Annotated in this window: 23 protein-coding genes; 18 read left to right on the plus strand and 5 right to left on the minus strand. The window is 60.3% G+C overall.

Annotated elements, in window-relative coordinates; all coding sequences use genetic code 11:
• Window positions 1-62: 62 nt before the first annotated feature.
• Window positions 63-1,109, plus strand: coding sequence for a dihydroorotase (gene pyrC, locus HX821_RS17780; protein ID WP_003208703.1), 1,047 nt, complete (start codon window positions 63-65; stop codon window positions 1,107-1,109).
• Window positions 1,106-1,783: a ribonuclease T gene (rnt, locus tag HX821_RS17785; RefSeq protein ID WP_003208704.1), complete on the plus strand. Its 678-nt coding sequence runs from the start codon at window positions 1,106-1,108 to the stop codon at window positions 1,781-1,783. The genes pyrC and rnt overlap by 4 nt, the downstream gene beginning before the upstream one ends.
• 64 nt (window positions 1,784-1,847) lie before the next feature.
• Here rnt and HX821_RS17790 read toward each other — a convergent pair whose 3' ends face one another.
• Complete coding sequence (locus HX821_RS17790) at window positions 1,848-2,450, minus strand: peroxiredoxin (RefSeq protein WP_003172097.1); 603 nt, start codon at window positions 2,448-2,450, stop codon at window positions 1,848-1,850.
• Window positions 2,451-2,687: 237 nt separating this feature from the next.
• Between HX821_RS17790 and HX821_RS17795 the strand changes: the two genes are divergently transcribed.
• Both HX821_RS17795 and bfr read left to right on the plus strand, forming a co-directional pair.
• Window positions 2,688-2,906, plus strand: a complete 219-nt coding sequence (locus HX821_RS17795) for a bacterioferritin-associated ferredoxin (RefSeq protein WP_003208706.1) — start codon at window positions 2,688-2,690, stop codon at window positions 2,904-2,906.
• Between the two features lie 200 nt (window positions 2,907-3,106).
• The gene (gene bfr / locus HX821_RS17800) at window positions 3,107-3,577 is read left to right on the plus strand and encodes a bacterioferritin (protein WP_008433502.1); all 471 of its coding nucleotides are present in this window, start codon (window positions 3,107-3,109) and stop codon (window positions 3,575-3,577) included.
• A 78-nt stretch (window positions 3,578-3,655) separates the two neighbouring features.
• Here the strand turns inward: bfr and grxD are convergent, their stop codons facing one another.
• Together grxD and HX821_RS17810 are read right to left on the minus strand one after the other, a co-directional pair.
• Entirely contained in the window at window positions 3,656-3,994 is a 339-nt protein-coding gene (gene grxD / locus HX821_RS17805; RefSeq protein WP_003208710.1) for a Grx4 family monothiol glutaredoxin, read from the minus strand.
• Window positions 3,995-4,093: 99 nt separating this feature from the next.
• The gene (locus tag HX821_RS17810) at window positions 4,094-6,190 is read right to left on the minus strand and encodes a molybdopterin oxidoreductase family protein (protein ID WP_177036168.1); all 2,097 of its coding nucleotides are present in this window, start codon (window positions 6,188-6,190) and stop codon (window positions 4,094-4,096) included.
• Between the two features lie 445 nt (window positions 6,191-6,635).
• Between HX821_RS17810 and argF the strand changes: the two genes are divergently transcribed.
• Both argF and HX821_RS17820 read left to right on the plus strand, forming a co-directional pair.
• The gene (gene argF, locus HX821_RS17815; RefSeq protein ID WP_003208712.1) at window positions 6,636-7,556 is read left to right on the plus strand and encodes an ornithine carbamoyltransferase; all 921 of its coding nucleotides are present in this window, start codon (window positions 6,636-6,638) and stop codon (window positions 7,554-7,556) included.
• Window positions 7,553-8,662 (plus strand): ABC transporter ATP-binding protein, encoded by a 1,110-nt coding sequence (locus tag HX821_RS17820; RefSeq protein ID WP_008433494.1) that lies wholly within the window; start codon window positions 7,553-7,555, stop codon window positions 8,660-8,662. Before argF ends, HX821_RS17820 begins: the two co-directional genes overlap by 4 nt.
• A 10-nt stretch (window positions 8,663-8,672) precedes the next feature.
• On the opposite strand, the gene ybaK is transcribed toward HX821_RS17820, so the two are convergent.
• A complete protein-coding gene (gene ybaK / locus HX821_RS17825) occupies window positions 8,673-9,143 on the minus strand; it encodes a Cys-tRNA(Pro) deacylase (protein WP_003208718.1) in 471 nt (156 codons plus the stop codon).
• Between the two features lie 360 nt (window positions 9,144-9,503).
• Here ybaK and HX821_RS17830 point away from each other — a divergent pair, with 360 nt between their 5' ends.
• The 4 genes from HX821_RS17830 (at window position 9,504) to glpD (ending at window position 14,506) form a co-directional block, all read left to right on the plus strand.
• The gene (locus HX821_RS17830) at window positions 9,504-10,358 is read left to right on the plus strand and encodes an MIP/aquaporin family protein (protein WP_008433490.1); all 855 of its coding nucleotides are present in this window, start codon (window positions 9,504-9,506) and stop codon (window positions 10,356-10,358) included.
• Window positions 10,359-10,438: 80 nt separating this feature from the next.
• Window positions 10,439-11,944, plus strand: coding sequence for a glycerol kinase GlpK (gene glpK / locus HX821_RS17835; RefSeq protein ID WP_003208721.1), 1,506 nt, complete (start codon window positions 10,439-10,441; stop codon window positions 11,942-11,944).
• Window positions 11,945-12,038: 94 nt separating this feature from the next.
• Window positions 12,039-12,794, plus strand: coding sequence for a DeoR/GlpR family transcriptional regulator (locus HX821_RS17840; protein WP_003208723.1), 756 nt, complete (start codon window positions 12,039-12,041; stop codon window positions 12,792-12,794).
• A 173-nt stretch (window positions 12,795-12,967) separates the two neighbouring features.
• Window positions 12,968-14,506: a glycerol-3-phosphate dehydrogenase gene (gene glpD, locus HX821_RS17845; protein WP_177036169.1), complete on the plus strand. Its 1,539-nt coding sequence runs from the start codon at window positions 12,968-12,970 to the stop codon at window positions 14,504-14,506.
• A 48-nt stretch (window positions 14,507-14,554) separates the two neighbouring features.
• Here glpD and HX821_RS17850 read toward each other — a convergent pair whose 3' ends face one another.
• The gene (locus HX821_RS17850) at window positions 14,555-15,277 is read right to left on the minus strand and encodes a tetratricopeptide repeat protein (protein ID WP_177036170.1); all 723 of its coding nucleotides are present in this window, start codon (window positions 15,275-15,277) and stop codon (window positions 14,555-14,557) included.
• A 125-nt stretch (window positions 15,278-15,402) separates the two neighbouring features.
• Here HX821_RS17850 and HX821_RS17855 point away from each other — a divergent pair, with 125 nt between their 5' ends.
• From HX821_RS17855 to HX821_RS17890, 8 genes are all read left to right on the plus strand, one after another.
• Entirely contained in the window at window positions 15,403-17,727 is a 2,325-nt protein-coding gene (locus HX821_RS17855) for a TonB-dependent siderophore receptor (protein WP_003208728.1), read from the plus strand.
• A 336-nt stretch (window positions 17,728-18,063) separates the two neighbouring features.
• Window positions 18,064-18,990: a glutamate/aspartate ABC transporter substrate-binding protein gene (locus HX821_RS17860; RefSeq protein ID WP_008433481.1), complete on the plus strand. Its 927-nt coding sequence runs from the start codon at window positions 18,064-18,066 to the stop codon at window positions 18,988-18,990.
• A 195-nt stretch (window positions 18,991-19,185) separates the two neighbouring features.
• Entirely contained in the window at window positions 19,186-19,932 is a 747-nt protein-coding gene (locus HX821_RS17865) for an amino acid ABC transporter permease (RefSeq protein WP_003208731.1), read from the plus strand.
• Entirely contained in the window at window positions 19,932-20,603 is a 672-nt protein-coding gene (locus HX821_RS17870) for an amino acid ABC transporter permease (RefSeq protein ID WP_003208733.1), read from the plus strand. Before HX821_RS17865 ends, HX821_RS17870 begins: the two co-directional genes overlap by 1 nt.
• On the plus strand, window positions 20,600-21,334 hold the full coding sequence (locus tag HX821_RS17875) for an amino acid ABC transporter ATP-binding protein (RefSeq protein ID WP_003208734.1): 735 nt from the start codon (window positions 20,600-20,602) through the stop codon (window positions 21,332-21,334). The genes HX821_RS17870 and HX821_RS17875 overlap by 4 nt, the downstream gene beginning before the upstream one ends.
• 67 nt (window positions 21,335-21,401) lie before the next feature.
• Window positions 21,402-23,303, plus strand: coding sequence for a sensor histidine kinase (locus tag HX821_RS17880; protein WP_003208735.1), 1,902 nt, complete (start codon window positions 21,402-21,404; stop codon window positions 23,301-23,303).
• Window positions 23,300-24,640: a sigma-54 dependent transcriptional regulator gene (locus tag HX821_RS17885; RefSeq protein ID WP_003208736.1), complete on the plus strand. Its 1,341-nt coding sequence runs from the start codon at window positions 23,300-23,302 to the stop codon at window positions 24,638-24,640. The genes HX821_RS17880 and HX821_RS17885 overlap by 4 nt, the downstream gene beginning before the upstream one ends.
• A gap of 18 nt (window positions 24,641-24,658) precedes the next feature.
• Entirely contained in the window at window positions 24,659-24,988 is a 330-nt protein-coding gene (locus tag HX821_RS17890) for a GlpM family protein (protein ID WP_174717800.1), read from the plus strand.
• Window positions 24,989-25,125 lie beyond the last annotated feature (137 nt).

Here is a 25,125-nt window from a genome sequence, read left to right on the forward strand (position 1 = left end):
GAGTGCCTGCAAGAGTCTTTTCCGGTAGCATTCCCACCAGATTGACCCGCCTGGAATCCCCAATGTCCGACCGCCTGACCCTGCTGCGTCCCGACGACTGGCATATTCATCTTCGCGATGGTGCTGCGTTGCCCCAAACCGTGGCCGATGTAGCGCGCACGTTTGGCCGCGCCATCATCATGCCTAACCTGGTACCTCCGGTGCGTAACGCCGCGGAAGCCGACGCCTATCGCCAGCGCATTCTCGCTGCACGACCGGCCGGCAGCCGCTTCGAACCGTTGATGGTGCTGTACCTGACCGACCGCACCCAGCCCGAAGAAATCCGCCAGGCCAAGGCCAGTGGTTTCGTGCACGCCGCCAAGCTGTACCCGGCCGGCGCGACCACCAACTCCGATTCCGGCGTCACCAGTATCGACAAGATCCTGCCGGCCATCGAAGCCATGGCCGAAGTGGGCATGCCGTTGCTGATCCACGGTGAAGTCACCCGTGGCGATGTCGATGTGTTCGATCGTGAAAAGATCTTCATCGACGAGCACATGCGCCGAGTTGTCGAGCTGTTCCCAACCCTCAAGGTGGTGTTCGAGCACATCACCACCGCCGATGCCGTGCAGTTCGTCACCGAGGCTTCGGCCAACGTCGGCGCGACCATCACCGCGCATCACCTGCTGTACAACCGCAACCACATGCTGGTGGGCGGGATTCGGCCGCACTTCTATTGCCTGCCGATTCTCAAGCGCAACACGCACCAGGTAGCGCTGCTCGATGCCGCCACCAGTGGCAGCGAGAAATTTTTCCTCGGTACCGACTCTGCACCTCACGCCCAACACGCCAAGGAAGCCGCGTGTGGTTGTGCCGGGTGTTACACCGCCTATGCGGCGATCGAGTTGTATGCCGAAGCGTTCGAACAACGCAACGCCCTGGACAAGCTTGAAGGGTTCGCCAGCCTCAACGGCCCACGTTTCTATGGCCTGCCGGCGAATACCGACCGCATTACCCTGGTCCGTGAAGACTGGACCGCCCCCACCAGCCTGCCGTTTGGCGAGCTGACCGTTATCCCGCTGCGCGCCGGTGAAACACTGCGCTGGCGCCTGCTGGAGGAACACCCGTGAGTGAAGACCATTACGACGACGACCAGGAACACGGCGGCGGTGGTGGCGGTTCCCGTCACCCGATGGCCGAGCGTTTCCGTGGCTACCTGCCCGTTGTCATCGACGTAGAAACCGGCGGCTTCAATTGCGCCACTGACGCGTTGCTGGAAATCGCCGCCACGACCATCGGCATGGATGAACAGGGTTTCGTGTTCCCGGAACACACCCACTTCTTCCGCGTCGAGCCGTTCGAAGGCGCCAACATCGAAGCGGCGGCCCTGGAATTCACCGGGATCAAGCTTGATCACCCACTGCGCATGGCCGTCAGTGAAGAAGCGGCGCTGACCGACATCTTCCGTGGCGTACGCAAGGCCCTGAAGGCCAATGGCTGCAAACGCGCGATCCTGGTGGGCCACAACAGCAGCTTCGACCTGGGCTTCCTCAATGCCGCCGTGGCGCGCCTGGACATGAAGCGCAACCCGTTTCACCCGTTCTCCAGCTTCGACACTGCGACCCTGGCCGGTTTGGCCTATGGCCAGACCGTGCTGGCGAAGGCCTGCCAGGCTGCCGGTATCGACTTCGACGGTCGTGAGGCCCACTCGGCCCGCTACGACACCGAGAAGACCGCCGAGCTGTTCTGCGGCATCGTCAACCGTTGGAAACAGATGGGCGGCTGGGAAGACTTCGGCGACTGAAGCCAAATCCCGCGCATAAAAAAACCGGCCCTCTCAGGCCGGTTTTTTTTGCTTCGAACGTGACTTACAGCTTGCCAGCGTTCTCGGTCAGGTAAGCCGCAACGCCTTCTGGCGAAGCGTTCATGCCTTTGTCGCCTTTTTTCCAGTTGGCAGGGCAAACTTCACCGTGCTCTTCGTGGAATTGCAGAGCGTCGACCAGGCGGATCAGCTCTTCCATGTTACGGCCCAGCGGCAGGTCGTTGATGATCTGCGAGCGTACAACGCCCTTGTCGTCGATCAGGAACGCGCCACGGAATGCCACGCCGCCTTCGGACTCAACGTCGTAGGCCTTGGCGATGTCGTGCTTCATGTCGGCAGCCATGGTGTATTTGACTTTGCCGATGCCGCCATCATTGATGGCGGTGTTGCGCCAGGCGTTGTGGGTGAAATGGGAGTCGATGGAAACGGCAACCACTTCAACATTACGCGCCTTGAAATCGTCCATGCGGTGATCCAGGGCGATCAGCTCCGATGGGCAGACGAAGGTGAAGTCCAGCGGGTAGAAGAACACCAGGCCGTATTTGCCTTTGATGGCTTCAGACAGTTTGAAGCTGTCTACGATTTCGCCATTGCCGAGGACGGCGGGTACGTCGAAATCCGGGGCTTGTTTGCCGACGAGTACGCTCATTGGGTATCTCCTGATGGTGGTGACTGAAGTAAAAGGATCCGTCCCAGTGTGCCGCAGCTAAACGACAGGCCTGTGACGTGATCACGCTTCGTGAAGACCGACCATCATACCGGAAAAAAGCCGTTCGTCAGTGAAGCCGCGTGCAAACACCAAGGCTTGAGAAACTACTTTGACAATCATTCTCGTTAACATTAAGATCCGTCGCACTTAAGCCTTAAACCGCGATGGTTCTCCCTTATGTATGTCTGCCTTTGCACTGGCGTCACCGACGGACAAATCCGCGAAGCAATCTACGAAGGTTGCTGCAGCTACAAGGAAGTACGTGAAACCACCGGCGTTGCCAGCCAATGCGGCAAATGCGCCTGCCTCGCCAAGCAAGTGGTACGGGAAACCCTGACGCAGCTGCAAACTGCCCAGGCTGCGATCCCCTACTCAGCAGAATTTACACACGCTTAATCAGCGTGTTTTAAAGAACCGGACTTAGTGTCCGGTTTTTTTATGCCCGAAATTCAAACAGTTAGCGCCAAGACGCGGAACACAAACATTCTTATTCCGATTAATTTTCATTTATTATTCAATAACTTAGGTTTGACAGTAGTAAATGCGCAGCTCAAACTCCGCCTTATATACAGCTAATACAGGGCAGGACCCCAATCATGAAAGGCGACATCACAGTCATCCAGCAACTCAACAAAATCCTTGCCAATGAACTGGTCGCGATCAATCAGTACTTCCTGCATGCGCGCATGTATGACGATTGGGGCCTGGAAAAGCTGGGCAAGCGTGAATACAAAGAATCCATCAAGGCCATGAAGGACGCTGACGCGCTGATCAAGCGCATCCTGTTCCTGGAAGGCCTGCCGAACGTGCAGGACCTGGGCAAGCTGAACATCGGCGAGCACACCCAGGAGATGATCAACTGCGACCTGAACTTCGAGCGCAAGAGCCACACCGACCTGAAGGCCGCCATTGCTCATTGCGAATCCAAGGGCGACTTCGGCAGCCGTGAACTGCTGGAAGATATCCTTGAAGACCAGGAAGAACACATCGACTGGCTGGAAACCCAAATCGGCCTGATCGACAAAGTGACTATCGAGAATTACCTGCAATCGCAGATGGGTGAATAACCCTTCAATTCCCGGCCACTAAAAAGCCCCGCTCTCTTTCGAGAAGCGGGGCTTTTTATTGCCGCGGCCTAAAACAAATCAGGCTTCGGTCTTCGCAGCTGCTTTGGCCGCTGCGTCTTTGATCAGTGCCTGCAACGAACCATCAGCCGCCATTTCGGTGATGATGTCGCTACCGCCGACCAGCTCACCGGCAACCCACAGCTGCGGGAAGGTTGGCCAGTTGGCGTACTTCGGCAGGTTGGCGCGGATTTCCGGGTTCTGCAGGATATCCACGTAGGCGAACTTCTCGCCACATTGCATGATTGCCTGGGAAGCCTTTGCGGAGAAGCCACACTGGGGAGCGTTAGGGGCGCCCTTCATGTAAAGCAGAATAGTGTTGTTGGCAATCTGCTCTTTGATCGTTTCGATGATATCCATGGAACACCTCGGCTGGAACTTTCCGACTCATGGGTCGGCACGGTGGCGCATTGTAACGCAAACCCCAGCGTGACGCTCGGACTCCCCGACAGACAATCCTTACGCCGCCGCCACCTGCACCGGCACGCCGTTCAGCGCTGCGTTGCCCGACAGCTCATCCAGTTGCCGCTCATCCGTCAGGTCATTCGCGCTCGCCCCCGGCTGCCCGCTGGCGATGGTCATCTGCACGCCAGGGCGGCCGTGGCCCCAACCGTGAGGCAGGCTGACCACGCCGGGCATCATGTCGAGACTGGCCAACACTTCCACCTCGATCATGCCGATCCGCGAGCTGACCCGTACCCGCTGCCCGTCAGTCAACTGGCGATGGGCAAGGTCATCCGGATGCATCAGCAGTTGATGGCGAGGCTTGCCCTTCACCAGCCGGTGGTAGTTATGCATCCAGGAGTTGTTGCTGCGCACATGCCGGCGGCCGATCAGCAGCAACTCATTCACCTCGGGCACCGGCTGCGCGGCAAAGCGCGCCAGGTCGGCAAGGATCACCGACGGTGCAGCCTGCAGATGGCCATTAGCGGTTTTCAGGCGGCCTGCGAGGTTGGGTTTCAGCGGCCCGAGGTCCAGGCCATGAGGGTGATCGGCCAGCGCGGCAATGGACAACCTGTCGCCATAAGGCCCGGCTCGCAGCCCGAAGTCGATCATCTGCGCAGGCGGCATCGTCGGTTTGAGTGTATTACCCGTCTTCTCGGCAAACGCCCGGGCCAGGCCGACGAAGATTTCCCAGTCATGCAACGCACCCTCGGGTTTCGGCAGGATGGCGCGGTTGAAACGGGTGACGTTACGCACCGCGAACATATTGAAGGTGGTGTCGTAGTGATCGTTTTCCAGGGCCGAGGTGGACGGCAGGATCAGGTCGGCATAACGCGTGGTCTCGTTGATATACAGGTCGATGCTGACCATGAACTCCAGGCCATCCAGCGCCTGCTCCAGTTGCCGGCCGTTGGGCGTGGACAACACCGGATTGCCCGCCACCGTCACCAGGGCGCGGATTTGCCCTTCACCCTCAGTGAGCATTTCTTCAGCCAGTGCCGATACCGGCAGCTCGCCCCCGTACTCGGGTCGCCCGGAAACCCGGCTTTGCCAGCGATTGAAATGCCCGCCGGAAGTCGAGGCCACCAGGTCGACGGCCGGTGTAGTGCACAAGGCCCCGCCGACTCGATCCAGATTACCGGTCACCAGGTTGATCAACTGCACCAGCCAATGGCACAGCGTGCCAAACGCCTGGGTCGATACGCCCATGCGGCCATAACACACTGCTGTGTCGGCCGCAGCGAAGTCCCGGGCCAACTGGCGGATCTGCTCGGCGGGCACCGCACATTGACGGCTCATGGCCTCGGCGGTGAATCCGGCCACGGCGTGGCGCACGTCATCCAGGCCGTCCACCGGCAGGTGACTGTCACGGGTCAGGTTCTCGGCAAACAGTGTATTGAGCAATCCGAACAACAACGCCGCATCACCGCCCGGGCGCACGAACAGATGCTGGTCGGCCATCGCCGCCGTCTCGCTGCGGCGCGGATCAACCACCACGACTTTGCCGCCGCGAGCCTGGATGGCCTTCAGGCGTTTCTCCACATCCGGCACGGTCATGATGCTGCCGTTGGACGCCAACGGGTTGCCGCCGAGGATCAGCATGAAATCGGTATGGTCGATGTCCGGGATCGGCAGCAACAGGCCGTGGCCGTACATCAGGTGGCTGGTGAGGTGGTGGGGTAACTGGTCCACCGAGGTGGCGGAAAAACGATTGCGGGTCTTCAACTGGCCAAGGAAGTAGTTGCTGTGGGTCATCAGGCCATAGTTGTGCACGCTCGGATTGCCCTGGTACACCGCCACCGCGTTCTGCCCGTGACGCGTCTGAATCGCGGCCAGGCGCTCGGCTACAAGTACAAAGGCGTCTTCCCACGGGATCGGCTGCCATTCGCTGCCCACCCGCAACATGGGCTGGTGCAGGCGGTCCGGGTCATTCTGGATGTCTTGCAGGGCCACGGCCTTGGGGCAGATATGGCCACGGCTGAACGTATCCAGGGGGTCGCCCTTGATCGAGGTGATCGCCAGGCTTGCGTCTTCGCCCTGGGTAGTTTCCAGTGTGAGGCCGCAGATGGCTTCGCACAGATGGCAGGCACGGTGGTGGAGAGTCTTGGTCATGGCCAGTCTCTTTTATTGTGGGCTAGGCACTTCGGACGAAAACTATGGCCCGCCCGGGGCAGCAGCGCCAGCAACGTTCGTCGTGTGAATCGAGCGGCATCAGGCCAGGCCATGAGGAAACATCAGGAAATGTTTCAGAAGCCTTCGGCAGCCCGCTGAAACCGACGCAGCCCGGCCTCAGCCCGCCCTCACGCATTGCAATGTGGCGCAGCGCCAGTGTACAAATGACCCGCTGCTGTCAGGAAACAGGCTTCAAAAGCGCCCTCCCCGCGTCCTTGAACTCCCCTAAAAACTGTAGCCCTATTGGTAAGACGCGACATTTAATTATAAGATCGCGCCTTCCCCTATTTCGTCGCCCCGTGCGGCTTTCGCCGCAGGTCTCGCCCGTTTTCAAAATAAACCAGGCTTTGAGTATCTGCGGTCTGTTGCAAAAAGGTAGTTAATGATGAGCGCAAGGCACTTTCTCTCCCTGATGGATTGCACGCCCGAAGAGCTGGTCAGCGTGCTCCGTCGAGGCATTGAGCTTAAAGACCTGCGTAACCGCGGCGTACTGTTCGAGCCTTTGAAAAACCGCGTGCTCGGGATGATTTTCGAGAAGTCGTCCACCCGCACCCGCGTGTCTTTCGAAGCCGGCATGATTCAGCTCGGCGGCCAGGCTATCTTCCTGTCACCTCGCGATACCCAACTGGGCCGTGGCGAGCCGATCAGCGATTGCGCGATCGTGATGTCGAGCATGCTGGATGCGGTGATGATCCGTACCTTCGCCCACAGCACCCTGACCGAATTTGCCGCCAACTCCCGAGTGCCCGTGATCAACGGCCTGTCCGATGACCTGCACCCCTGCCAGTTGCTGGCCGACATGCAAACCTTCCTCGAACAGCGCGGCTCGATCCAGGGCAAGACCGTGGCCTGGATCGGCGACGGCAACAACATGTGCAACAGCTATATAGAAGCGGCGATCCAGTTCGACTTCAAATTGCGCGTTGCCTGCCCTGAAGGCTACGAGCCGGATGCACGTTTCCTGGCCCAGGCCGGCGACCGCGTGACCATCGTCCGCGACCCGCGTGAGGCGGTCATCGGCGCACACCTGGTGAGCACCGACGTGTGGACCTCCATGGGCCAGGAAGAGGAAACCGCCAAGCGCCTCAAGCTCTTCGCCCCGTTCCAGGTCACCCGCGCCCTGCTCGACCTGGCCGCGCCGGACGTGCTGTTCATGCACTGCCTGCCCGCCCACCGTGGCGAAGAAATCAGTCTCGACCTGCTGGACGATCAACGTTCAGTAGCCTGGGCCCAGGCGGAAAACCGCCTGCACGCACAAAAAGCCCTGCTCGAGTTTCTGGTTGCGCCGGCGTACCGTCCTGCATGAGCCAGCCACTACTGCTGAACCTGCGCAATCTGGCATGCGGCTATCAAGACCAACGGGTGGTGCAGAACCTCAATCTGCACCTCAACGCCGGCGACATCGGTTGCCTGCTGGGCTCCTCGGGCTGCGGCAAGACCACCACCCTGCGAGCGATTGCCGGGTTTGAGCCGGTGCATGAAGGCGAGATCAGCCTGGCAGGCGAAGTCATTTCCAGCGCCGGTTTCACACTGGCTCCGGAGAAACGTCGGATCGGCATGGTGTTCCAGGACTACGCGCTGTTTCCACACCTCAGCGTGGCCGACAACATCGCCTTCGGGATTCGCAAGCACCCGCAAAAAGAGCGTGTGGTCGCTGAATTGCTGGAACTGGTGAACCTGAAGAACCTCGGCAAGCGCTTCCCCCACGAACTCTCGGGCGGCCAGCAGCAACGCGTCGCCCTGGCTCGCGCCCTGGCGCCGGAACCGCAATTGTTGCTGCTGGACGAACCCTTCTCCAACCTCGACGGCGAACTGCGGCGCAAACTCAGCCACGAAGTACGCGATATCCTCAAGGCGCGGGGCACCAGTGCGATTCTGGTGACCCACGACCAGGAAGAAGCCTTCGCAGTGAGTGACCATGTCGGTGTGTTCAAGGAGGGTCGCCTGGAGCAGTGGGATACACCCTACAACCTCTATCACGAACCGCTGACACCCTTTGTCGCCAGCTTCATTGGCCAGGGTTACTTCATTCGCGGGCAGTTGAACACGCCGGAATCGGTTACCACCGAACTGGGGGAGTTGCGCGGCAATCGTGCCTACACCTGGCCAACCGGCGGCGCGGTGGATGTGTTGCTGCGCCCGGACGACATCGTTTATGCACCGGACAGCGCCTTGAAGGCGCGGATTGTCGGCAAGACCTTCCTCGGCGCGTCGACCCTGTATCGCTTGCAGCTGCCGACAGGCGCTCAGCTGGAGTCGATCTTCCCCAGCCACGCCGATCACTTGGTCGGTGCCGACGTGGGCATTCGCGTGGCAGCCGAGCACCTGGTGTTGTTCCAGGCCTCAGGCAGCACCGCAGCACAAATCCCTCAGGTTGAGTCAGGCGTTCGACGCTACAGCACCGCCTCCTGACGTCAACGCATCACGCCCGGCCAATTTCCGCGAACTTGGCCTGGGTGTGTTCGGCCAGCACTGTCGCTGCCAACTCCACCTCAAGCCCCCTTCTCCCCGCACTGATAAAAATTGTCGGAAACGACTGCGCCGTCACATCGATGAAGGTGCGCAGGCGTTTCTTCTGCCCCAGCGGGCTGATGCCGCCCAACAAGTAACCGGTGGCCCGTTGCGCCGCTGCCGGGTCTGCCATCTCGACCTTTTTTACCCCTGCCGCCTGCGCCAACGCCTTTAAATCCAAACTTCCGACGACCGGCACAACCGCCACCAGCAGCTCGGCTTTTTCACTGCTGGCCAGCAGGGTCTTGAACACCTGCGCCGGGTCCAGGCCCAATTTTTCCGCGGCCTCCAGACCATAGGACGCTGCCTTGGGATCATGTTCGTAACTGTGAATTCGATGTTCGGCGCGAACTTTTTTCAACAGGTCCAATGCGGGCGTCATGTGGGCTCCAGGCTTGGCAAAAAGGTGAAAAAACAGACAGCCAATTCTAGGCCAACAACAAGCAAAAGGCTCTAGTCCGAAGCCCTCTGCCACGCGCTCACGCGCACCTTCCCTGCCGCTTCCCGCGCCCACGGCACGATCATTCACCACACCAATAATTACAAAATGACCGATCGTTCACTTTCGACCTTTGACAGCCGTCATTCTTGTCTATATTTTTTCGTTTACGAATACTGTAGGAATGCACCTACGGATTCACAGCAGTAAGCCGCGAACAGGATGGGGATCCTCGCCACGGTGAAAATCGCCGATTGCCCGTTGCGGCAAAACGCCAGACAACAACAAAAACAGAGGTTTTCCATGACAACTGCTCTTCAACAGCCTTCACTTTCAAGTCAATGCATGGCCGAATTCCTGGGCACTGCGTTGCTGATCTTCTTCGGTACCGGATGTGTTGCTGCGCTCAAGGTCGCGGGTGCCAGCTTTGGGTTGTGGGAAATCAGTATCATCTGGGGGATCGGCGTCAGCATGGCGATCTACCTGAGCGCCGGTATTTCCGGGGCTCACCTCAATCCGGCGGTCAGTATCGCCCTGTGCATCTTTGCCGATTTCGACAAGCGCAAACTGCCGTTCTACATCATCGCCCAAGTCGCCGGGGCCTTCTGTTCGGCCGCGTTGGTTTACACGCTCTACAGCAACCTGTTTTTCGATTACGAACAAACCCACCACATGATTCGCGGCACCCAGGCTAGCCTGGAATTGGCGTCGGTGTTCTCCACCTACCCGCATCCGCTGCTGGGCACGGCCCAGGCGTTCCTGGTGGAAATGGTCATCACCGCGATCCTGATGGGCGTGATCATGGCCCTGACCGATGACAACAACGGCCTGCCCCGCGGCCCGTTGGCGCCGCTGCTGATTGGTTTGCTGATTGCCGTGATCGGCAGTGCCATGGGCCCGCTGACCGGCTTTGCGATGAACCCGGCCCGTGACTTCGGCCCCAAGCTGATGACCTTTTTCGCCGGTTGGGGTGAAATGGCTTTCACTGGCGGGCGCGACATTCCTTACTTCCTGATTCCGATCTTTGCGCCGATTGTCGGCGCCTGCCTCGGTGCTGCCGCCTATCGCGGGCTGATTGCCCGTCACCTGCCCAGCGCCGCACCTGCTACAACTGATGCAACCGAAGCGGCTGCCACCGCCAAAACCCGTACTTCCTGATGCGATAGCCTGGGCCGTACTGCCCTTTTGCGGCCCAGGCTGTTTACTGACTTCCCTATTCTCCGTCCAAGGCAATCGACATGACCGACATTCAGAATAAGAACTACATCATTGCCCTCGATCAGGGCACCACCAGTTCCCGGGCGATCATCTTCGATCGTGACGCCAACGTGGTCTGCACCGCCCAGCGTGAATTCACCCAGCATTACCCGCAAGCCGGCTGGGTCGAACATGACCCGATGGAGATTTTCGCCACCCAGAGCGCGGTGATGGTCGAGGCCCTGGCACAAGCCGGCCTGCACCATGACCAGGTCGCGGCCATCGGTATCACCAACCAGCGTGAAACCACCGTGGTCTGGGACAAAATCACCGGCCGTCCGATCTACAACGCGATCGTCTGGCAATGCCGCCGCAGCACCGAGATCTGCCAGCAGCTCAAGCGCGACGGCCACGAGCAATACATCAACGACACCACCGGCCTGGTCACCGACCCGTACTTCTCCGGCACCAAGCTCAAGTGGATCCTCGACAACGTCGAAGGCAGCCGCGAACGTGCGCGTAACGGCGAGCTGCTGTTCGGCACCATCGACAGCTGGCTGATCTGGAAATTTACCGGTGGCAAGACCCACGTCACCGACTACACCAACGCCTCGCGCACCATGCTCTTCAACATCCACACCCTGGAGTGGGATGCGAAGATGCTGGAGATTCTCGACGTGCCGCGCGAAATGCTGCCGGAAGTGAAGTCTTCCTCGGAAATCTACGGTCGCACCAAAAGCGGTATCGCCATCGGCGGTATCGCCGGTGACCAGCAGGCGGCGCTGTTTGGCCAAATGTGCGTAGAACCGGGCCAGGCGAAAAACACCTACGGCACCGGCTGCTTCCTGCTGATGAACACCGGCGACAAGGCGGTGAAATCCAAGCACGGCATGCTCACCACCATCGCCTGCGGCCCGCGTGGCGAAGTGGCCTACGCCCTGGAAGGCGCCGTGTTCAACGGCGGTTCCACCGTGCAATGGCTGCGTGATGAGTTGAAGATCATCGCCGATGCCACCGACACCGAATACTTCGCCGGCAAGGTCAAGGACAGCAACGGCGTGTACCTGGTGCCAGCCTTCACCGGCCTGGGCGCTCCGTACTGGGACCCGTATGCCCGTGGCGCGCTGTTCGGACTGACCCGTGGCGTACGCGTGGATCACATCATCCGTGCAGCCCTGGAGTCGATTGCCTACCAGACCCGTGACGTACTCGATGCCATGCAGCAGGATTCCGGCGAACGCCTCAAATCCCTGCGGGTAGACGGTGGCGCGGTCGCCAACAACTTCCTGATGCAGTTCCAGGCCGACATCCTCGGTACCCAGGTTGAACGCCCACAAATGCGCGAAACCACCGCGTTGGGCGCCGCTTACCTGGCCGGCCTGGCGTGCGGTTTCTGGGGCAGCCTGGACGAACTGCGTGGCAAGGCGGTAATCGAGCGTCAATTCGAACCGCAGCTGGAAGAAGCGGCGAAGGAAAAACTCTACGCCGGCTGGCAGAAAGCAGTCAGCCGCACCCGCGACTGGGAACCCCACGAAGGCGCTGAATAAGCCAAGCGCCGGACGCGCATAGGGTTGTAACTGGCAGGGAGCAGATTCCTGCGTCATCATGGGCCACTTTTTACGGCAGCCCAAAGGACGCACCATGAATCTGCCTCCCCGCCAGCAACAAATCCTCGAACTGGTTCGCGAACGCGGCTATGTGAGTATCGAGGAAATGGCGCAGCTCTTCGTTGTCACCCCGCAAACCATCCGCCGCGATATCAATCAACTGGCGGAAGCCAATCTGTTGCGCCGCTACCATGGCGGCGCAGCCTATGATTCCAGCGTTGAAAACACCGCGTACGCCATGCGTGCCGACCAGATGCGCGACGAAAAACAGCGCATCGGCGAAGCCATCGCCGCGCAAATCCCCGATCACGCCTCGCTGTTTATCAACATCGGTACCACCACCGAATCGATCGCGCGTGCGCTGCTTAACCACAGCCACCTGAAAATCATCACCAATAACCTCAACGTCGCCATGATGCTGAGTGCCAAAGACGACTTCGACGTACTCCTGACCGGCGGCAACGTGCGCCGGGATGGCGGTGTGGTAGGCCAGGCCAGCGTTGATTTCATCAACCAGTTCAAGGTCGATTTCGCCTTGGTGGGCATCAGCGGTATCGATGAAGACGGCAGCCTTCTGGACTTCGATTATCAGGAAGTACGGGTTTCCCAGGCGATCATTGCCAATGCGCGCAAGGTGATCCTGGCGGCGGACTCCAGCAAATTCGGGCGCAACGCCATGATTCGCCTGGGACCCATCAGTTTGATTGATTGTTTAGTCACCGATCAGCAGCCGGTCCCGGCACTGGTGCAACTGTTGAATCAGCACAAGATTCGACTGGAAGTGGTGTAAGCCTATACAGGGGGTGTCCTGCCCCCTGATGTTCACAAATTTTCCTTTGTTCGCCCTTCGATCAGTATTTTCAATCGAAGCGGGCTGGCTGTGCCTGCGTTTATAAGCTACCATTTTCGCAAATGAACATTTATGTTCGAATTCCAATACGAAAAAGATTGCGAGGCCAGCCGATGAACCCTTCTACCTTGCCTGCCCCACCGCTTGCCGAAGTCTATGACGTCGCCGTTATCGGTGGCGGGATCAATGGCGTCGGGATTGCAGCAGACGCAGCCGGTCGCGGTTTGTCGGTATTCCTTTGCGAAAAGGACGACCTGGCCAGCCACACTTCCTCCGCGAGCAGCAAGCTGATCCACGGTGGCCTGCGTTACCTGGAGCATTACGAATTCCGCTTGGTGCGCGAAGCCCTGGCTGAACGTGAGGTGCTGTTGGCCAAGGCCCCGCACATCGTCAAGCAGATGCGCTTTGTATTGCCTCACCGCCCGCACCTGCGTCCGGCATGGATGATTCGCGCCGGCCTGTTCCTGTATGACCATCTGGGCAAGCGGGAAAAACTCGAAGGCTCCAAGAGCCTCAAGTTCGGCCCCGACAGCCCGCTGAAAAGCGAAATCACCAAAGGCTTCGAATACTCCGATTGCTGGGTCGACGACGCCCGCCTTGTAGTACTCAACGCCATGGCTGCGCGGGAAAAGGGTGCGCACATCCACACCCAGACCCGTTGCGTCAGCGCACACCGCAGCAAAGGCCTGTGGGAAATGAACATGGAACGTGCCGACGGCAGCCTGTTCTCGATCCGCGCCCGAGCGCTGGTGAACGCTGCCGGCCCGTGGGTGGCCAAGTTCATCAAGGATGACTTGAAGCTGGATTCGCCCTACGGCATCCGTCTGATCCAGGGCAGCCACCTGATCGTACCGAAGCTGTATGAAGGCGCCCACGCGCACATCCTGCAGAACGAAGACCAGCGTATCGTCTTCACCATTCCGTACCTGAATCACCTGACCATCATCGGCACCACCGACCGCGAATACACCGGCGACCCGGCGAAAGTGGCGATTACCGAAGGTGAAACCGACTACATGCTCAATGTGGTCAACGCGCACTTCAAGAAGCAGCTGAGCCGCGATGACATCGTGCACACCTATTCCGGCGTGCGCCCGTTGTGCAACGACGAGTCCGACAACCCGTCGGCCGTGACCCGCGACTACACCCTGGCGCTGTCCGGCACCTCGGGCGAGGCGCCGTTGCTGTCGGTGTTCGGCGGCAAGCTGACCACCTACCGCAAGCTGGCCGAATCGGCGATGACACAACTGGCGCCTTACTTCACGCAGATGCGCCCAAGCTGGACGGCTACAGCCACCCTGCCCGGCGGCGAAAACATGAGCACGCCAGAAGCCCTGGCCGATGCAATCCGTAGCAAATACGACTGGGTGCCGAGCGAGATTGCCCGTCGCTGGTCCACCACTTACGGCAGCCGCACCTGGCGCCTGCTGGAAGGCGTGCAATCGCTGGCGGACATGGGTGACCACCTCGGTGGCGGCCTGTACACCCGCGAAGTCGATTACCTGTGCGCTGAAGAATGGGCCACTCAGCCCCAGGACATCCTGTGGCGCCGCAGCAAGCTGGGCCTGTTCACCACGCCGCAGGAGCAGGAGAACGTGCAGCGTTACCTGTCCAAGGTTGAGCACAACCGCGGCAAGATCGAAGCGGCCTGATCAGCCCGACGTAAAAAAGCCCCTGCACCGAAAGGTCCGGGGGCTTTTTCATGCCTGCAGATGACGCTGATAGCGCAGGCCCATTTCACGAATCCCGCTGAAGGCTGAGCCCAGCAACACGGGATAAGCCGCCTGCAAAAAGCCCGGTGTGGCCGTCGCGAGGGCCCGCTCCAACCATAGGCAGGCCTGCACTTCGTCGCCGTCGTGAGCCAGCTCCGCAGCATGGTTGTATTGCCCGCGGAAATCCCCGGCCTCGGCTGAGCGCTGATACCACTGGCGCGCCAGTTGAACATCCTTGGGCACCACCACGCCTTCATGGTGGAACCGACCCAACAGGTTCATCGACTTGGCGTGCCCCTTGGCCGCAGCCTGGCGGAACAGTTCATATGCCGCGACAAGGTCACGCTCCACACCACGGCCACGCGTCAGCAACTGGCCGTAGTTATACAAACCCCAATCCAGCCCCAGATCGGCGGCCTTGCGGTAATGCCGCGCACTGTCTTCCAAGTCGACCTCGCAGCCCCAGCCATTCTCCAGGCAGCGCCCGATCATGTTGATCGCCATGGGGTGACGCTGCCGCGCAGCGATGCGAAACCAGCTCAACCCCAGCGCCTCATCCTTCTGCACGCCACGACCGTCAAGCAGCAGCTGGGCCAGGGTCGCCTGTGCGTCGGCATCTCCCAGCTGTGCCGCATACATCACCCAGCGCACATAGGCACGCGGGTTATCACCGATATCCGAGGGCTCGCTGCCTGGCTGTGCGCTCTGCATTCCTGCCCCGAGTAGCGATCAAGGACCGCAAAAAGTTTCATGATTTATTTGGTTACAAAGTATTACATTTGAGATCGCTTATCAATTACGATCGCATCTCACTAACACTAACAAGAGATTACTCAATGGCTACCGGCATCAGTTCTGCCCCCCTCTCATCGCGGCATTTGCTCGCGTCGGCAGTGGGCCTGGCAGTGGCTGCGCAAGGAGGATTCAGTTACGCGGCGGAGCCCGCACCAGAAGACAACACAGGGGTCATCCAACTCGGCGCGACCAGCATCGAAGGCCAGGCCCCGAGCCAGAGCGTCTACAACCCTGTGGCGCCTTCTTCCCCCAAGTACACCGAGGCCCTGCGCGACACGCCGCAGACCATCACGGTGGTGCCCAAGGAAGTCATTCATGACCAGAACCTGCTGACCCTGCGCGACGTGCTCAGCACCGTGCCGGGGATCACCTTCGGGGCCGGCGAAGGTGGCAGCGGGTATGGCGACAGCATCAACCTGCGCGGCTTCTCCGCCAGCGGCGACATCTACGTGGACGGCGTGCGCGACAGCGCGCAGTACAGCCGCACCGACCCGTTCAACCTGGAGCAGGTCGAAGTCGTCAGCGGCGCAAGTTCGGTGTATTCCGGCTCCGGCGCGGTCGGTGGCACCATCAACCTGGTGAGCAAACAGCCGGAATTACGCGACAAAACCACCATCAGTGCGGGCATCGGCACCGATAACTACAAGCGCACCACCCTGGACACCAACCAGACGCTGAACGACACCACCGCGTTCCGCCTGAACCTGATGGCCCATGGTAACGACGTGCCTGGCCGCGATTATGAAGATTACGAACGCTGGGGCATCGCGCCCTCCATCGCGTTTGGCCTGGGCACGCCGACACGCGTCACCGTCAGTTACGAGCACCAGAAAGACAACAACACGCCGCAGTACGGCATCCCGATCTACAACGGCAAGCCCATGCCGGGCGTGGGTTGGAGCGACTACTACGGCTACCACAACATCAATGACCAGCAAATCACCTCGGACTCGTTCAGCCTGAAGCTCGAACACGACTTCAACGACGCCGTCTCGGTGCGCAACTTCACCCGCGTCGAGCGGGTGCGCCAGGACCTGCGCGCTTCCGGCCCCGAAGGTGCATTGACCGGCTGCCTGGCCAGCGGCACCCAGATCACCGGCGCCCCTTGCGCCGCAGGCCTGCAGCCGGGCTACTTCCAGCCAAGCGGCGGCTCACTGGGTAACGAGCGCAACACCCAGAACAAGATGTTCACCAACCAGACCGACGTCACCAGCCACTTCAGCACCGGGTTCATCGACCACACGCTGGTGACCGGCATCGCCATCAGCCGCGAGGAATACGAGGCGGATACCGGTAAATGGCTGACCAACGCCAACGGCAGCACCATCGTCCCACCACCGGTCAGCTACAGCGATCCGAACTCCGAATGGTCCGGCCCCGTCAACTTCACCCGGGCCGCCCACATTGACGGCGCGCTGAACAACCGCGCCGCCTATGCCTTCGACACGCTCAAGCTCAACCCACAGTGGGAAATCAACGGCGGCCTGCGTTACGAGCACAACGCCGGCAGCTCGGTGACCAATGCCTATTCCAGCACTGGCGTGGAAACGCCCGGCACTCGCTACGGCCAGGCGGATGACCTGACCTCCTACCGCCTGGCGCTGGTCTACAAACCGGTGGAAAACGGCAGCTTCTATATCGCCTACGGCAACAGCAAGACGCCGTCCCAGGCCAGCGTCAATGGGGGTTGCTACACCCCGGCCAAAAGCTCAAGCATCGCCACCAACAACTGCGATGTTTCCCCGGAAACCGCCGTCAGCTATGAGATCGGCACCAAATGGGACCTGCTCGACAATGCCCTCTCGCTGACGGGCGCGATCTTCCGCAATGACCGCACCAACTATAAAGTCGCCGACAATGACCCGAGCAACCTGAGCGGCACCCAGACCCTCGACGGCAAGGCACGTGCAGACGGTGTGGCGCTGGGCCTGAGCGGCCAACTTACTGACCACTGGAAAGTCTTCGCCAACTACACCTACCTGAACACTCGTGTGCTGCGCAGCGCCAGCGATTACACCCTGGCGACCACCGGCATCGACGTGCAGAAAGGCGAGCCGCTGACCTTCACCCCCAAACATGCAGCCAGCATCTGGACGGTGTACGACCTGCCCTACGACTTCCAGGTGGGCTACGGCATCACGGCGCAAACCAAGCAGTACCTGGTCAGCGCCGCCAACTCGCCGACTTCCCCCGGCTATGCGGTGCAGCGTGCGATGCTCGGTTACAAGGTCAACAAACAGTTGAACCTGCAGCTGAACATCAACAACCTGTTCGACAAGGAGTACCTCACCCGTATCCGCAACAACGGTTGGGCAGTGCCCGGCGATGGCCGCGCGGCAGTGGTGTCGGCCGACTATACGTTCTGACAGAGCCACACCCAAAAGCCCCGGGAGCCACACTCCCGGGGCTTTTTCATGGGCGATACAGGCCCACGCCGCCATTCGGTTTTCCGAACGCCATAGCTCAACCTATTCGGTTTGCCGGACCAAAACAGGAGAAAAAACCCGTAACACAAAGTTAATCTCTATATAAATCATATGGTTAACCTTTTATTTCTGGTCTGGCACGACTCATGCTCTACACTCGTAGGCGATTGCCTGAGGCGCCTCAGGAGCCGTCATAGGCTTTCGCAGTACTGTTTATATAAAAACGTGGCCGTCCCAACCGGTCTCATAAAAAAAACAAATGTCGAGGAAGTATTGATGCGCATCGTTCCCCATATCCTGGGCGCAGCTATCGCTGCTGCTCTGATCAGCACTCCAGTTTTCGCCGCCGAACTCACCGGCACACTGAAGAAAATCAACGACTCCGGCACGATCACTCTCGCTCACCGCGACAGCTCCATTCCGTTTTCCTATATCGCGGATGGTTCGGGCAAACCCGTGGGCTACTCCCACGACATTCAGCTGGCTATCGTTGAAGCCCTGAAAAAAGACCTGAACAAACCCGACCTGAAGACCAAGTACAACCTGGTCACCTCGCAAACCCGTATCCCGCTGATCCAGAACGGCACCGCGGATATCGAGTGCGGCTCCACCACCAACAACGCCGAACGCGCCCAGCAGGTTGACTTCACCGTCAATATCTTCGAAATCGGCACCCGCCTGCTGGTCAAGAAAGACAAGGAAGGCAAGCCGTCCTACAGCGATTTCGCCGACCTGAAAGGCAAGAACGTCGTGACCACCGCCGGCACCACGTCCGAGCGCATCATCAAGGCGATGAACGCCGACAAGCAGATGGGCATGAACGTCATCTCCGCCAAGGACCACGGCGAGTCCTTCCAGATGCTGGAAAGCGGCCGCGCCGTTGCCTTCATGATGGACGACGCCCTGCTGGCCGGTGAAGAAGCCAAGGCCAAGAAGCCGGACGACTGGGTCATCACCGGTACTCCACAGTCCTTCGAAGCCTACGCCTGCATGGTTCGCAAAGACGACCCAGCCTTCAAGAAGGCCGTGGATGATGCGATCGTCGGCCTGTACAAGTCCGGCGAGATCAACAAGATCTACAGCAAGTGGTTCGAGAGCCCGATTCCACCAAAAGGCCTGAACCTCAACTTCCCGATGAGCGACAAGGTCAAGGATCTGATCGCCAACCCAAGCGACAAGCCAGCGCCTGACGTAAAAATCTGATACCTGACTAAGCTTATGTCCTGAGGGAGCCAACCCTCCCTCAGGCGTCTGTTGCTACCTGCTGGCTTTAATTTTGGAACACTCGACCTGGCGGTTTTCGAGCCGATCGCGTGTGCCTGGCGTTCACCGTCGGGCGGGAAAGGATCTTCCCCAAGCGGGTGCTTGTACATCGATCGATCTCGAGGGGAGACCCTAATGAATTACAACTGGGACTGGGGCGTGTTCTTCAAGTCCACCGGCGTGGGCAGCGAGACTTATCTCGACTGGTACATCGCCGGCTTGGGCTGGACCATTGCCATCGCCGTCGTGGCATGGATCATCGCCTTGCTGCTGGGGTCCATTCTGGGCGTCATGCGCACCGTGCCAAACCGCATCGTATCGGGCATCGCGACCTGCTACGTGGAACTGTTTCGCAACGTACCGCTGCTGGTTCAGCTGTTCATCTGGTATTTCCTGATACCCGACCTGCTGCCGCAGAACCTGCAGGACTGGTACAAACAAGACCTCAACCCGACCACCTCGGCCTACCTGAGCGTTGTGGTGTGCCTGGGCCTGTTCACCGCCGCCCGTGTGTGCGAACAAGTGCGTACCGGCATCCAGGCGCTGCCACGTGGCCAGGAATCCGCCGCACGCGCCATGGGCTTCAAGCTGCCGCAGATCTACTGGAACGTGCTGCTGCCCCAGGCCTACCGGATCATCATTCCGCCGCTTACCTCGGAATTCCTCAACGTCTTCAAGAACTCCTCCGTGGCGTCCCTGATCGGCTTGATGGAACTGCTGGCGCAAACCAAACAGACCGCCGAGTTCTCGGCCAACCTGTTCGAGGCCTTCACCCTGGCCACGCTGATCTATTTCACCCTGAACATGAGCCTGATGCTGCTGATGCGCGTGGTCGAGAAGAAAGTCGCCGTGCCCGGCCTGATCTCCGTGGGGGGTAAATAATGGACTTCGATTTCAGCGGCATCATCCCCGCCATCCCGGGCCTGTGGAACGGCATGGTCATGACCTTGCAGTTGATGGTCATGGGCGTGGTCGGCGGCATCATCCTGGGTACGATCCTCGCGCTGATGCGCCTGTCGTCCAGCAAACTGCTGTCGCGCCTGGCCGGCGCCTACGTGAACTACTTCCGCTCGATCCCGCTGCTGCTGGTGATCACCTGGTTCTACCTGGCGGTGCCGTTCGTGCTGCGCTGGATCACCGGCGAAGACACCCCGATCGGTGCGTTCACCTCCTGCGTCGTGGCCTTCATGATGTTCGAGGCGGCGTACTTCTGCGAAATCGTGCGGGCCGGCGTGCAGTCGATCCCCAAGGGCCAGATGGCCGCGGCGCAAGCGATGGGCATGACCTACGGCCAGACCATGCGCCTGATCATCCTGCCCCAGGCGTTCCGCAAGATGACCCCGTTGCTGCTGCAACAGTCGATCATCCTGTTCCAGGACACCTCGCTGGTCTACACCGTGGGCCTGGTGGACTTCCTCAACTCCGCCCGTTCCAACGGCGACATCATCGGCCGCTCCAATGAGTTCCTGATCTTCGCCGGTGTCGTCTACTTCATCATCAGCTTTTCCGCCTCGCTGCTGGTCAAGCGTCTGCAAAAAAGGTTTGCCGTATGATCTCTATCAAGAATATCAACAAGTGGTATGGCGACTTCCAGGTGCTGACCGATTGCAGCACCGAGGTTAAAAAAGGCGAAGTGATCGTGGTATGCGGGCCGTCCGGCTCGGGCAAATCGACCCTGATCAAGTGCGTCAACGCCCTGGAACCGTTCCAGAAAGGCGACGTGGTGGTCGATGGCACCTCCATTGCCGACCCGAAGACCAACCTGCCGAAACTGCGCTCGCGCGTTGGCATGGTGTTCCAGCACTTCGAGCTGTTTCCGCACCTGACCATCACCGAAAACCTGACCATCGCGCAGATCAAGGTATTGGGCCGCAGCAAGGAAGAAGCCACCAAGAAGGGCCTGCAACTGCTGGAGCGCGTCGGTCTGTCGGCTCACGCCCACAAGCACCCGGGCCAGCTTTCCGGCGGCCAGCAACAGCGTGTGGCGATTGCCCGTGCGCTGGCGATGGACCCGATCGTCATGCTGTTCGACGAACCGACCTCGGCCCTCGACCCGGAAATGGTCAACGAAGTGCTCGACGTGATGGTGCAGTTGGCCCAGGAAGGCATGACCATGATGTGCGTGACCCACGAAATGGGTTTCGCCCGCAAGGTAGCTGACCGGGTGATCTTCATGGACGCCGGCAAGATCATCGAAGACTGCCCGAAAGAGGAATTCTTCGGCGACATCAGCGCCCGCTCCGAGCGTGCGCAGCACTTCCTCGAGAAAATCCTGCAGCACTAAGCACTGCCCTGTTGTGGTGGGTCGGGCAACCCCACTCACCACAACTGGTTGACCCAAGGCATCTGTGATGAAATGCGACCCCAACCTCTTTCGCGCCGCGCCGCCATCACTTGCCGTGAAGCCTCGTCTGATTCGCCAATTGTTCCTGCCGCCGCTGATCATCGCCCTGATGATCGGACTGGGTTACGTCGGCTTCTGGATCAGCGAGTTCTATGGGATCCGCACCCTCAGCGATACCGGCGAACGCCAGCTGGAACTGCACGCCCGCACCGTCGAGAGCGAACTCAGCAAATACACCTACCTGCCCAGTCTCCTGGAGCTGGAATCCAGCGTCTCCAGGCTGTTGGCCGACCCGAATCAAGAAACCCGCAAAACCGTCAACGACTACCTCGAAGGCCTGAACCGGCGCAGTCGCAGCCGGGCGATCTACGTGATGGACACCACCGGCCGTGTGCTGGCGACCAGCAACTGGCGCGATGCCGACAGTTACCAGGGTGAAGACCTGTCCTTCCGTGCCTATTTCCAGAATGCCGTGCGCGGCCAGCCCGGCCGGTTCTACGGCATCGGCAGCACCAACGGCGAACCCGGCTATTACCTGGCCCATGGTCTGGAAGAGCACGGCAAGATCATCGGCGTCGCCGTGGTCAAGGTACGCCTGGAAGCGCTGGAAGAGCGCTGGCAGCGGGCGCGCCTGGAGGCCTTCGTCAGTGACGAGAATGGCATCATCATTCTCTCCAGCGACCCGGCCCGTCGCCTCAAGTCCGTGCGGCCATTGAGCGATGACACCAAGGACCGCCTCGCCCACAGCCTGCAATACTACTGGGCGACGCTCAACGAGCTGGAACCACTGGCCCGCGAACGCCTCAACGAAGGCACCGAGAAATTGACCTTCCCGGCCAACAGCGAAGTGGTGGCCGACGAGCATGAGGTCAGCTACCTGGCCCAGACCCGCCCACTGAACGACACCCCCTGGAATTTCACCCTGCTCACCCCGCTGAACGACCTGCGCCGGGCCGCCATCAACCAGGGCATCCTGGTGGCCGTAGCCTTTGCGCTGGTGGCATTCCTGCTGATTGCCTGGAACGAGCGCCGCAAGGTGATCGCCACCCGCCTCGCCGCCCGGGAAGCCCTGCAGGAAGCCAATAACCAGCTGGAGCGACGGATTGCCGAACGCACCACCGACCTGCGGGCCAGCAACGAGCGGCTCAAGAGCCAGATTCGCGAGCGGCGCCAGGCCGAGGAAACCTTGCGCCGAGCCCAGGACGAACTGGTGCAGGCCGGCAAACTCGCGGCCATCGGCCAGATGTCCACCAGCATCGCCCATGAATTGAACCAGCCACTGGCCGCCCTGCGTACCCTGTCGGGCAACACCGTGCGCTTCCTTGAGCGTGGGGCGCTGGACACCGCCAGTGCCAACCTCAAGACCATCAACGAACTGATCGACCGCATGGGTCGCATCACCGCCAGCCTGCGCTCCTTTGCCCGGCGTGGCGATGACCAGGGCGAAGCCAATCTGGGCAAGGCGGTGGACGCTACGTTCCAGATCCTCGGCAGTCGCCTGGAGACCCTGCCGCTGACGGTGCACCGCCACTTCAGCAGCGCGCAGTTGCAGATCGACCAGACACGCCTGGAGCAGATCCTGGTCAACCTGATGGGCAACGCCCTGGACGCGATGCAGGCGCAACCGGCCCCCGAACTGTGGCTGGAAGGCGACATCGCCGACGGCAAATATCGCCTGCGGGTGCGCGATAACGGCCACGGGATTGATCCCGAGACCCGCAAGCATTTGTTCGAACCGTTCTTTACCACCAAACCCGGCGAACAAGGCCTGGGCCTCGGCCTCACGCTGTCGGCCAGCCTCGCGGCGGCGACCGGCGGCAACCTCGCCGTCGAGCATCCGGCCAGCGGTGGTACTGCCTTTGTCCTGAGTTTGCCGCTGGCGAGCCCTCAACAAGTCGAGTCGAAATGAACGCAGAAAAAACCACCGACCTGACCGTCCTGATCGTCGAAGACGACCCCCATGTATTGCTCGGCTGCCAGCAAGCCCTGGCTCTGGAAGACATTCCCAGCGTGGGCGTGGGCAGTGCCGAAGAAGCCCTGACCCTCGTCGGTGAAAACTTCGCCGGCATCGTCATCAGCGATATTCGCCTGCCGGGCATCGACGGCCTGGAGTTGCTGACCCGGCTCAAGGCCCTGGATAAAAGCCTGCCGGTGGTGCTGATCACCGGCCACGGCGATATCTCCATGGCCGTGGGCGCGATGCGCAACGGCGCCTATGACTTCATGGAGAAACCCTTCTCTCCCGAGCGCCTGGTGGACGTAGCCCGCCGCGCCCTGGAACAACGCGGTTTGGCCCGGGAAGTCTGGTCGCTGCGCCGGCAACTGGCCGAGCGCGATTCGCTGGAAGGCCGGATCATCGGCCGCTCCCCGGCCATGCAGAACCTGCGGGAATTGATCGCCAACGTCGCCGACACCTCGGCCAACGTGTTGATCGAGGGCGAGACCGGCACCGGCAAGGAATTGGTCGCGCGCTGCCTGCACGATTTCAGCCGGCGCCACTCCCACCAGTTCGTCGCCTTGAACTGCGGCGGCCTGCCGGAGAACCTGTTCGAAAGCGAAATCTTCGGCCACGAAGCCAACGCGTTCACCGGTGCCGGCAAGCGCCGCATCGGCAAGATCGAACACGCCCACGAAGGCACGCTGTTCCTCGACGAGGTGGAAAGCATGCCGATGAACCTGCAGATCAAGCTGCTGCGGGTGTTGCAGGAACGCACCCTGGAACGCCTGGGCTCGAACCAGAGCGTGGCGGTGGATTGCCGGGTGATCGCCGCGACCAAGTCCGACCTCGACGACCTGAGCCGCGCCAACCAGTTTCGCAGCGACCTGTACTACCGCCTCAACGTGGTGACCCTGGAACTGCCGCCGCTGCGTGAACGCCGCGAAGACATCCTGCAGTTGTTCGAACACTTCCTGCAGCAGTCGTCGCTGCGTTTCGACCGCACCGCGCCGGACCTCGACAACCAGACCCTGTCCAGCCTGATGAGCCATGACTGGCCGGGCAACGTGCGTGAACTGCGCAACGTGGCCGAGCGGTTTGCCCTCGGTTTGCCGGCGTTCAAGAAGAGCGGCGCCAGCAGCGGCAACCATGGGCTGGCCTTTACCGAAGCGGTGGAGGCGTTCGAGCGCAACCTGCTCAACGATGCCTTGCAACGCAGCGGCGGCAACCTGACCCAGGCCAGCCAGGAACTGGGGATGGCCAAGACCACGTTGTTCGATAAGGTCAAGAAGTACGGGCTGAGCCACTAGGAGCGCATTGTGGATTTATTGTTGAAGGCGGCATTGGGTGCGGGGGTGGTGCTGATTCTGGCGGCGCTGGCCAAGACCAAGAACTACTACATTGCAGGGTTGGTGCCGCTGTTTCCGACGTTCGCGTTGATTGCGCATTACATTGTCGGCAAGGGTCGGTCGGTGGAGGATCTGAAGACCACGATCGTGTTCGGGATGTGGTCGATCATTCCGTACTTTGTGTACCTGGCGACGTTGTATGTGATGGTTGACCGGATGCGTCTGGAGGCTTCGCTGGCGGTGGCGGCGGTAGCGTGGTTGATGGCGGCTACGATTTTGGTCAGCGTTTGGGTTCGCATGCACGCCTGACATGTGGAGCCGAATGAGTGTGTTTGTCCATTTTTTAGGTAACGGCTGATATTGGTTCCGCTCTTACAGCGGCTCACTTTTGAACAGCGCAAAAGAGTGTTGAAGAGCAAAAGCCAAATCAAAATCTAAAGCGGGCA

It is taken from the genome of Pseudomonas sp. B6001, from assembly GCF_013386015.1.
GTDB lineage: Bacteria > Pseudomonadota > Gammaproteobacteria > Pseudomonadales > Pseudomonadaceae > Aquipseudomonas.

Excerpts from the sequence above, each read along its gene's own strand:
- pyrC (WP_003208703.1), top strand. The coding sequence starts at position 63 with ATGTCCGACCGCCTGACCCTGCTGCGTCCCGACGACTGGCATATTCAT.
- HX821_RS17790 (WP_003172097.1), bottom strand. The coding sequence starts at position 2,450 with ATGAGCGTACTCGTCGGCAAACAAGCCCCGGATTTCGACGTACCCGCC.
- HX821_RS17795 (WP_003208706.1), top strand. The coding sequence starts at position 2,688 with ATGTATGTCTGCCTTTGCACTGGCGTCACCGACGGACAAATCCGCGAA.
- bfr (WP_008433502.1), top strand. The coding sequence starts at position 3,107 with ATGAAAGGCGACATCACAGTCATCCAGCAACTCAACAAAATCCTTGCC.
- grxD (WP_003208710.1), bottom strand. The coding sequence starts at position 3,994 with ATGGATATCATCGAAACGATCAAAGAGCAGATTGCCAACAACACTATT.
- HX821_RS17810 (WP_177036168.1), bottom strand. The coding sequence starts at position 6,190 with ATGACCAAGACTCTCCACCACCGTGCCTGCCATCTGTGCGAAGCCATC.
- argF (WP_003208712.1), top strand. The coding sequence starts at position 6,636 with ATGAGCGCAAGGCACTTTCTCTCCCTGATGGATTGCACGCCCGAAGAG.
- HX821_RS17820 (WP_008433494.1), top strand. The coding sequence starts at position 7,553 with ATGAGCCAGCCACTACTGCTGAACCTGCGCAATCTGGCATGCGGCTAT.
- ybaK (WP_003208718.1), bottom strand. The coding sequence starts at position 9,143 with ATGACGCCCGCATTGGACCTGTTGAAAAAAGTTCGCGCCGAACATCGA.
- HX821_RS17830 (WP_008433490.1), top strand. The coding sequence starts at position 9,504 with ATGACAACTGCTCTTCAACAGCCTTCACTTTCAAGTCAATGCATGGCC.
- glpK (WP_003208721.1), top strand. The coding sequence starts at position 10,439 with ATGACCGACATTCAGAATAAGAACTACATCATTGCCCTCGATCAGGGC.
- HX821_RS17840 (WP_003208723.1), top strand. The coding sequence starts at position 12,039 with ATGAATCTGCCTCCCCGCCAGCAACAAATCCTCGAACTGGTTCGCGAA.
- glpD (WP_177036169.1), top strand. The coding sequence starts at position 12,968 with ATGAACCCTTCTACCTTGCCTGCCCCACCGCTTGCCGAAGTCTATGAC.
- HX821_RS17850 (WP_177036170.1), bottom strand. The coding sequence starts at position 15,277 with ATGCAGAGCGCACAGCCAGGCAGCGAGCCCTCGGATATCGGTGATAAC.
- HX821_RS17855 (WP_003208728.1), top strand. The coding sequence starts at position 15,403 with ATGGCTACCGGCATCAGTTCTGCCCCCCTCTCATCGCGGCATTTGCTC.
- HX821_RS17860 (WP_008433481.1), top strand. The coding sequence starts at position 18,064 with ATGCGCATCGTTCCCCATATCCTGGGCGCAGCTATCGCTGCTGCTCTG.
- HX821_RS17865 (WP_003208731.1), top strand. The coding sequence starts at position 19,186 with ATGAATTACAACTGGGACTGGGGCGTGTTCTTCAAGTCCACCGGCGTG.
- HX821_RS17870 (WP_003208733.1), top strand. The coding sequence starts at position 19,932 with ATGGACTTCGATTTCAGCGGCATCATCCCCGCCATCCCGGGCCTGTGG.
- HX821_RS17875 (WP_003208734.1), top strand. The coding sequence starts at position 20,600 with ATGATCTCTATCAAGAATATCAACAAGTGGTATGGCGACTTCCAGGTG.
- HX821_RS17880 (WP_003208735.1), top strand. The coding sequence starts at position 21,402 with ATGAAATGCGACCCCAACCTCTTTCGCGCCGCGCCGCCATCACTTGCC.
- HX821_RS17885 (WP_003208736.1), top strand. The coding sequence starts at position 23,300 with ATGAACGCAGAAAAAACCACCGACCTGACCGTCCTGATCGTCGAAGAC.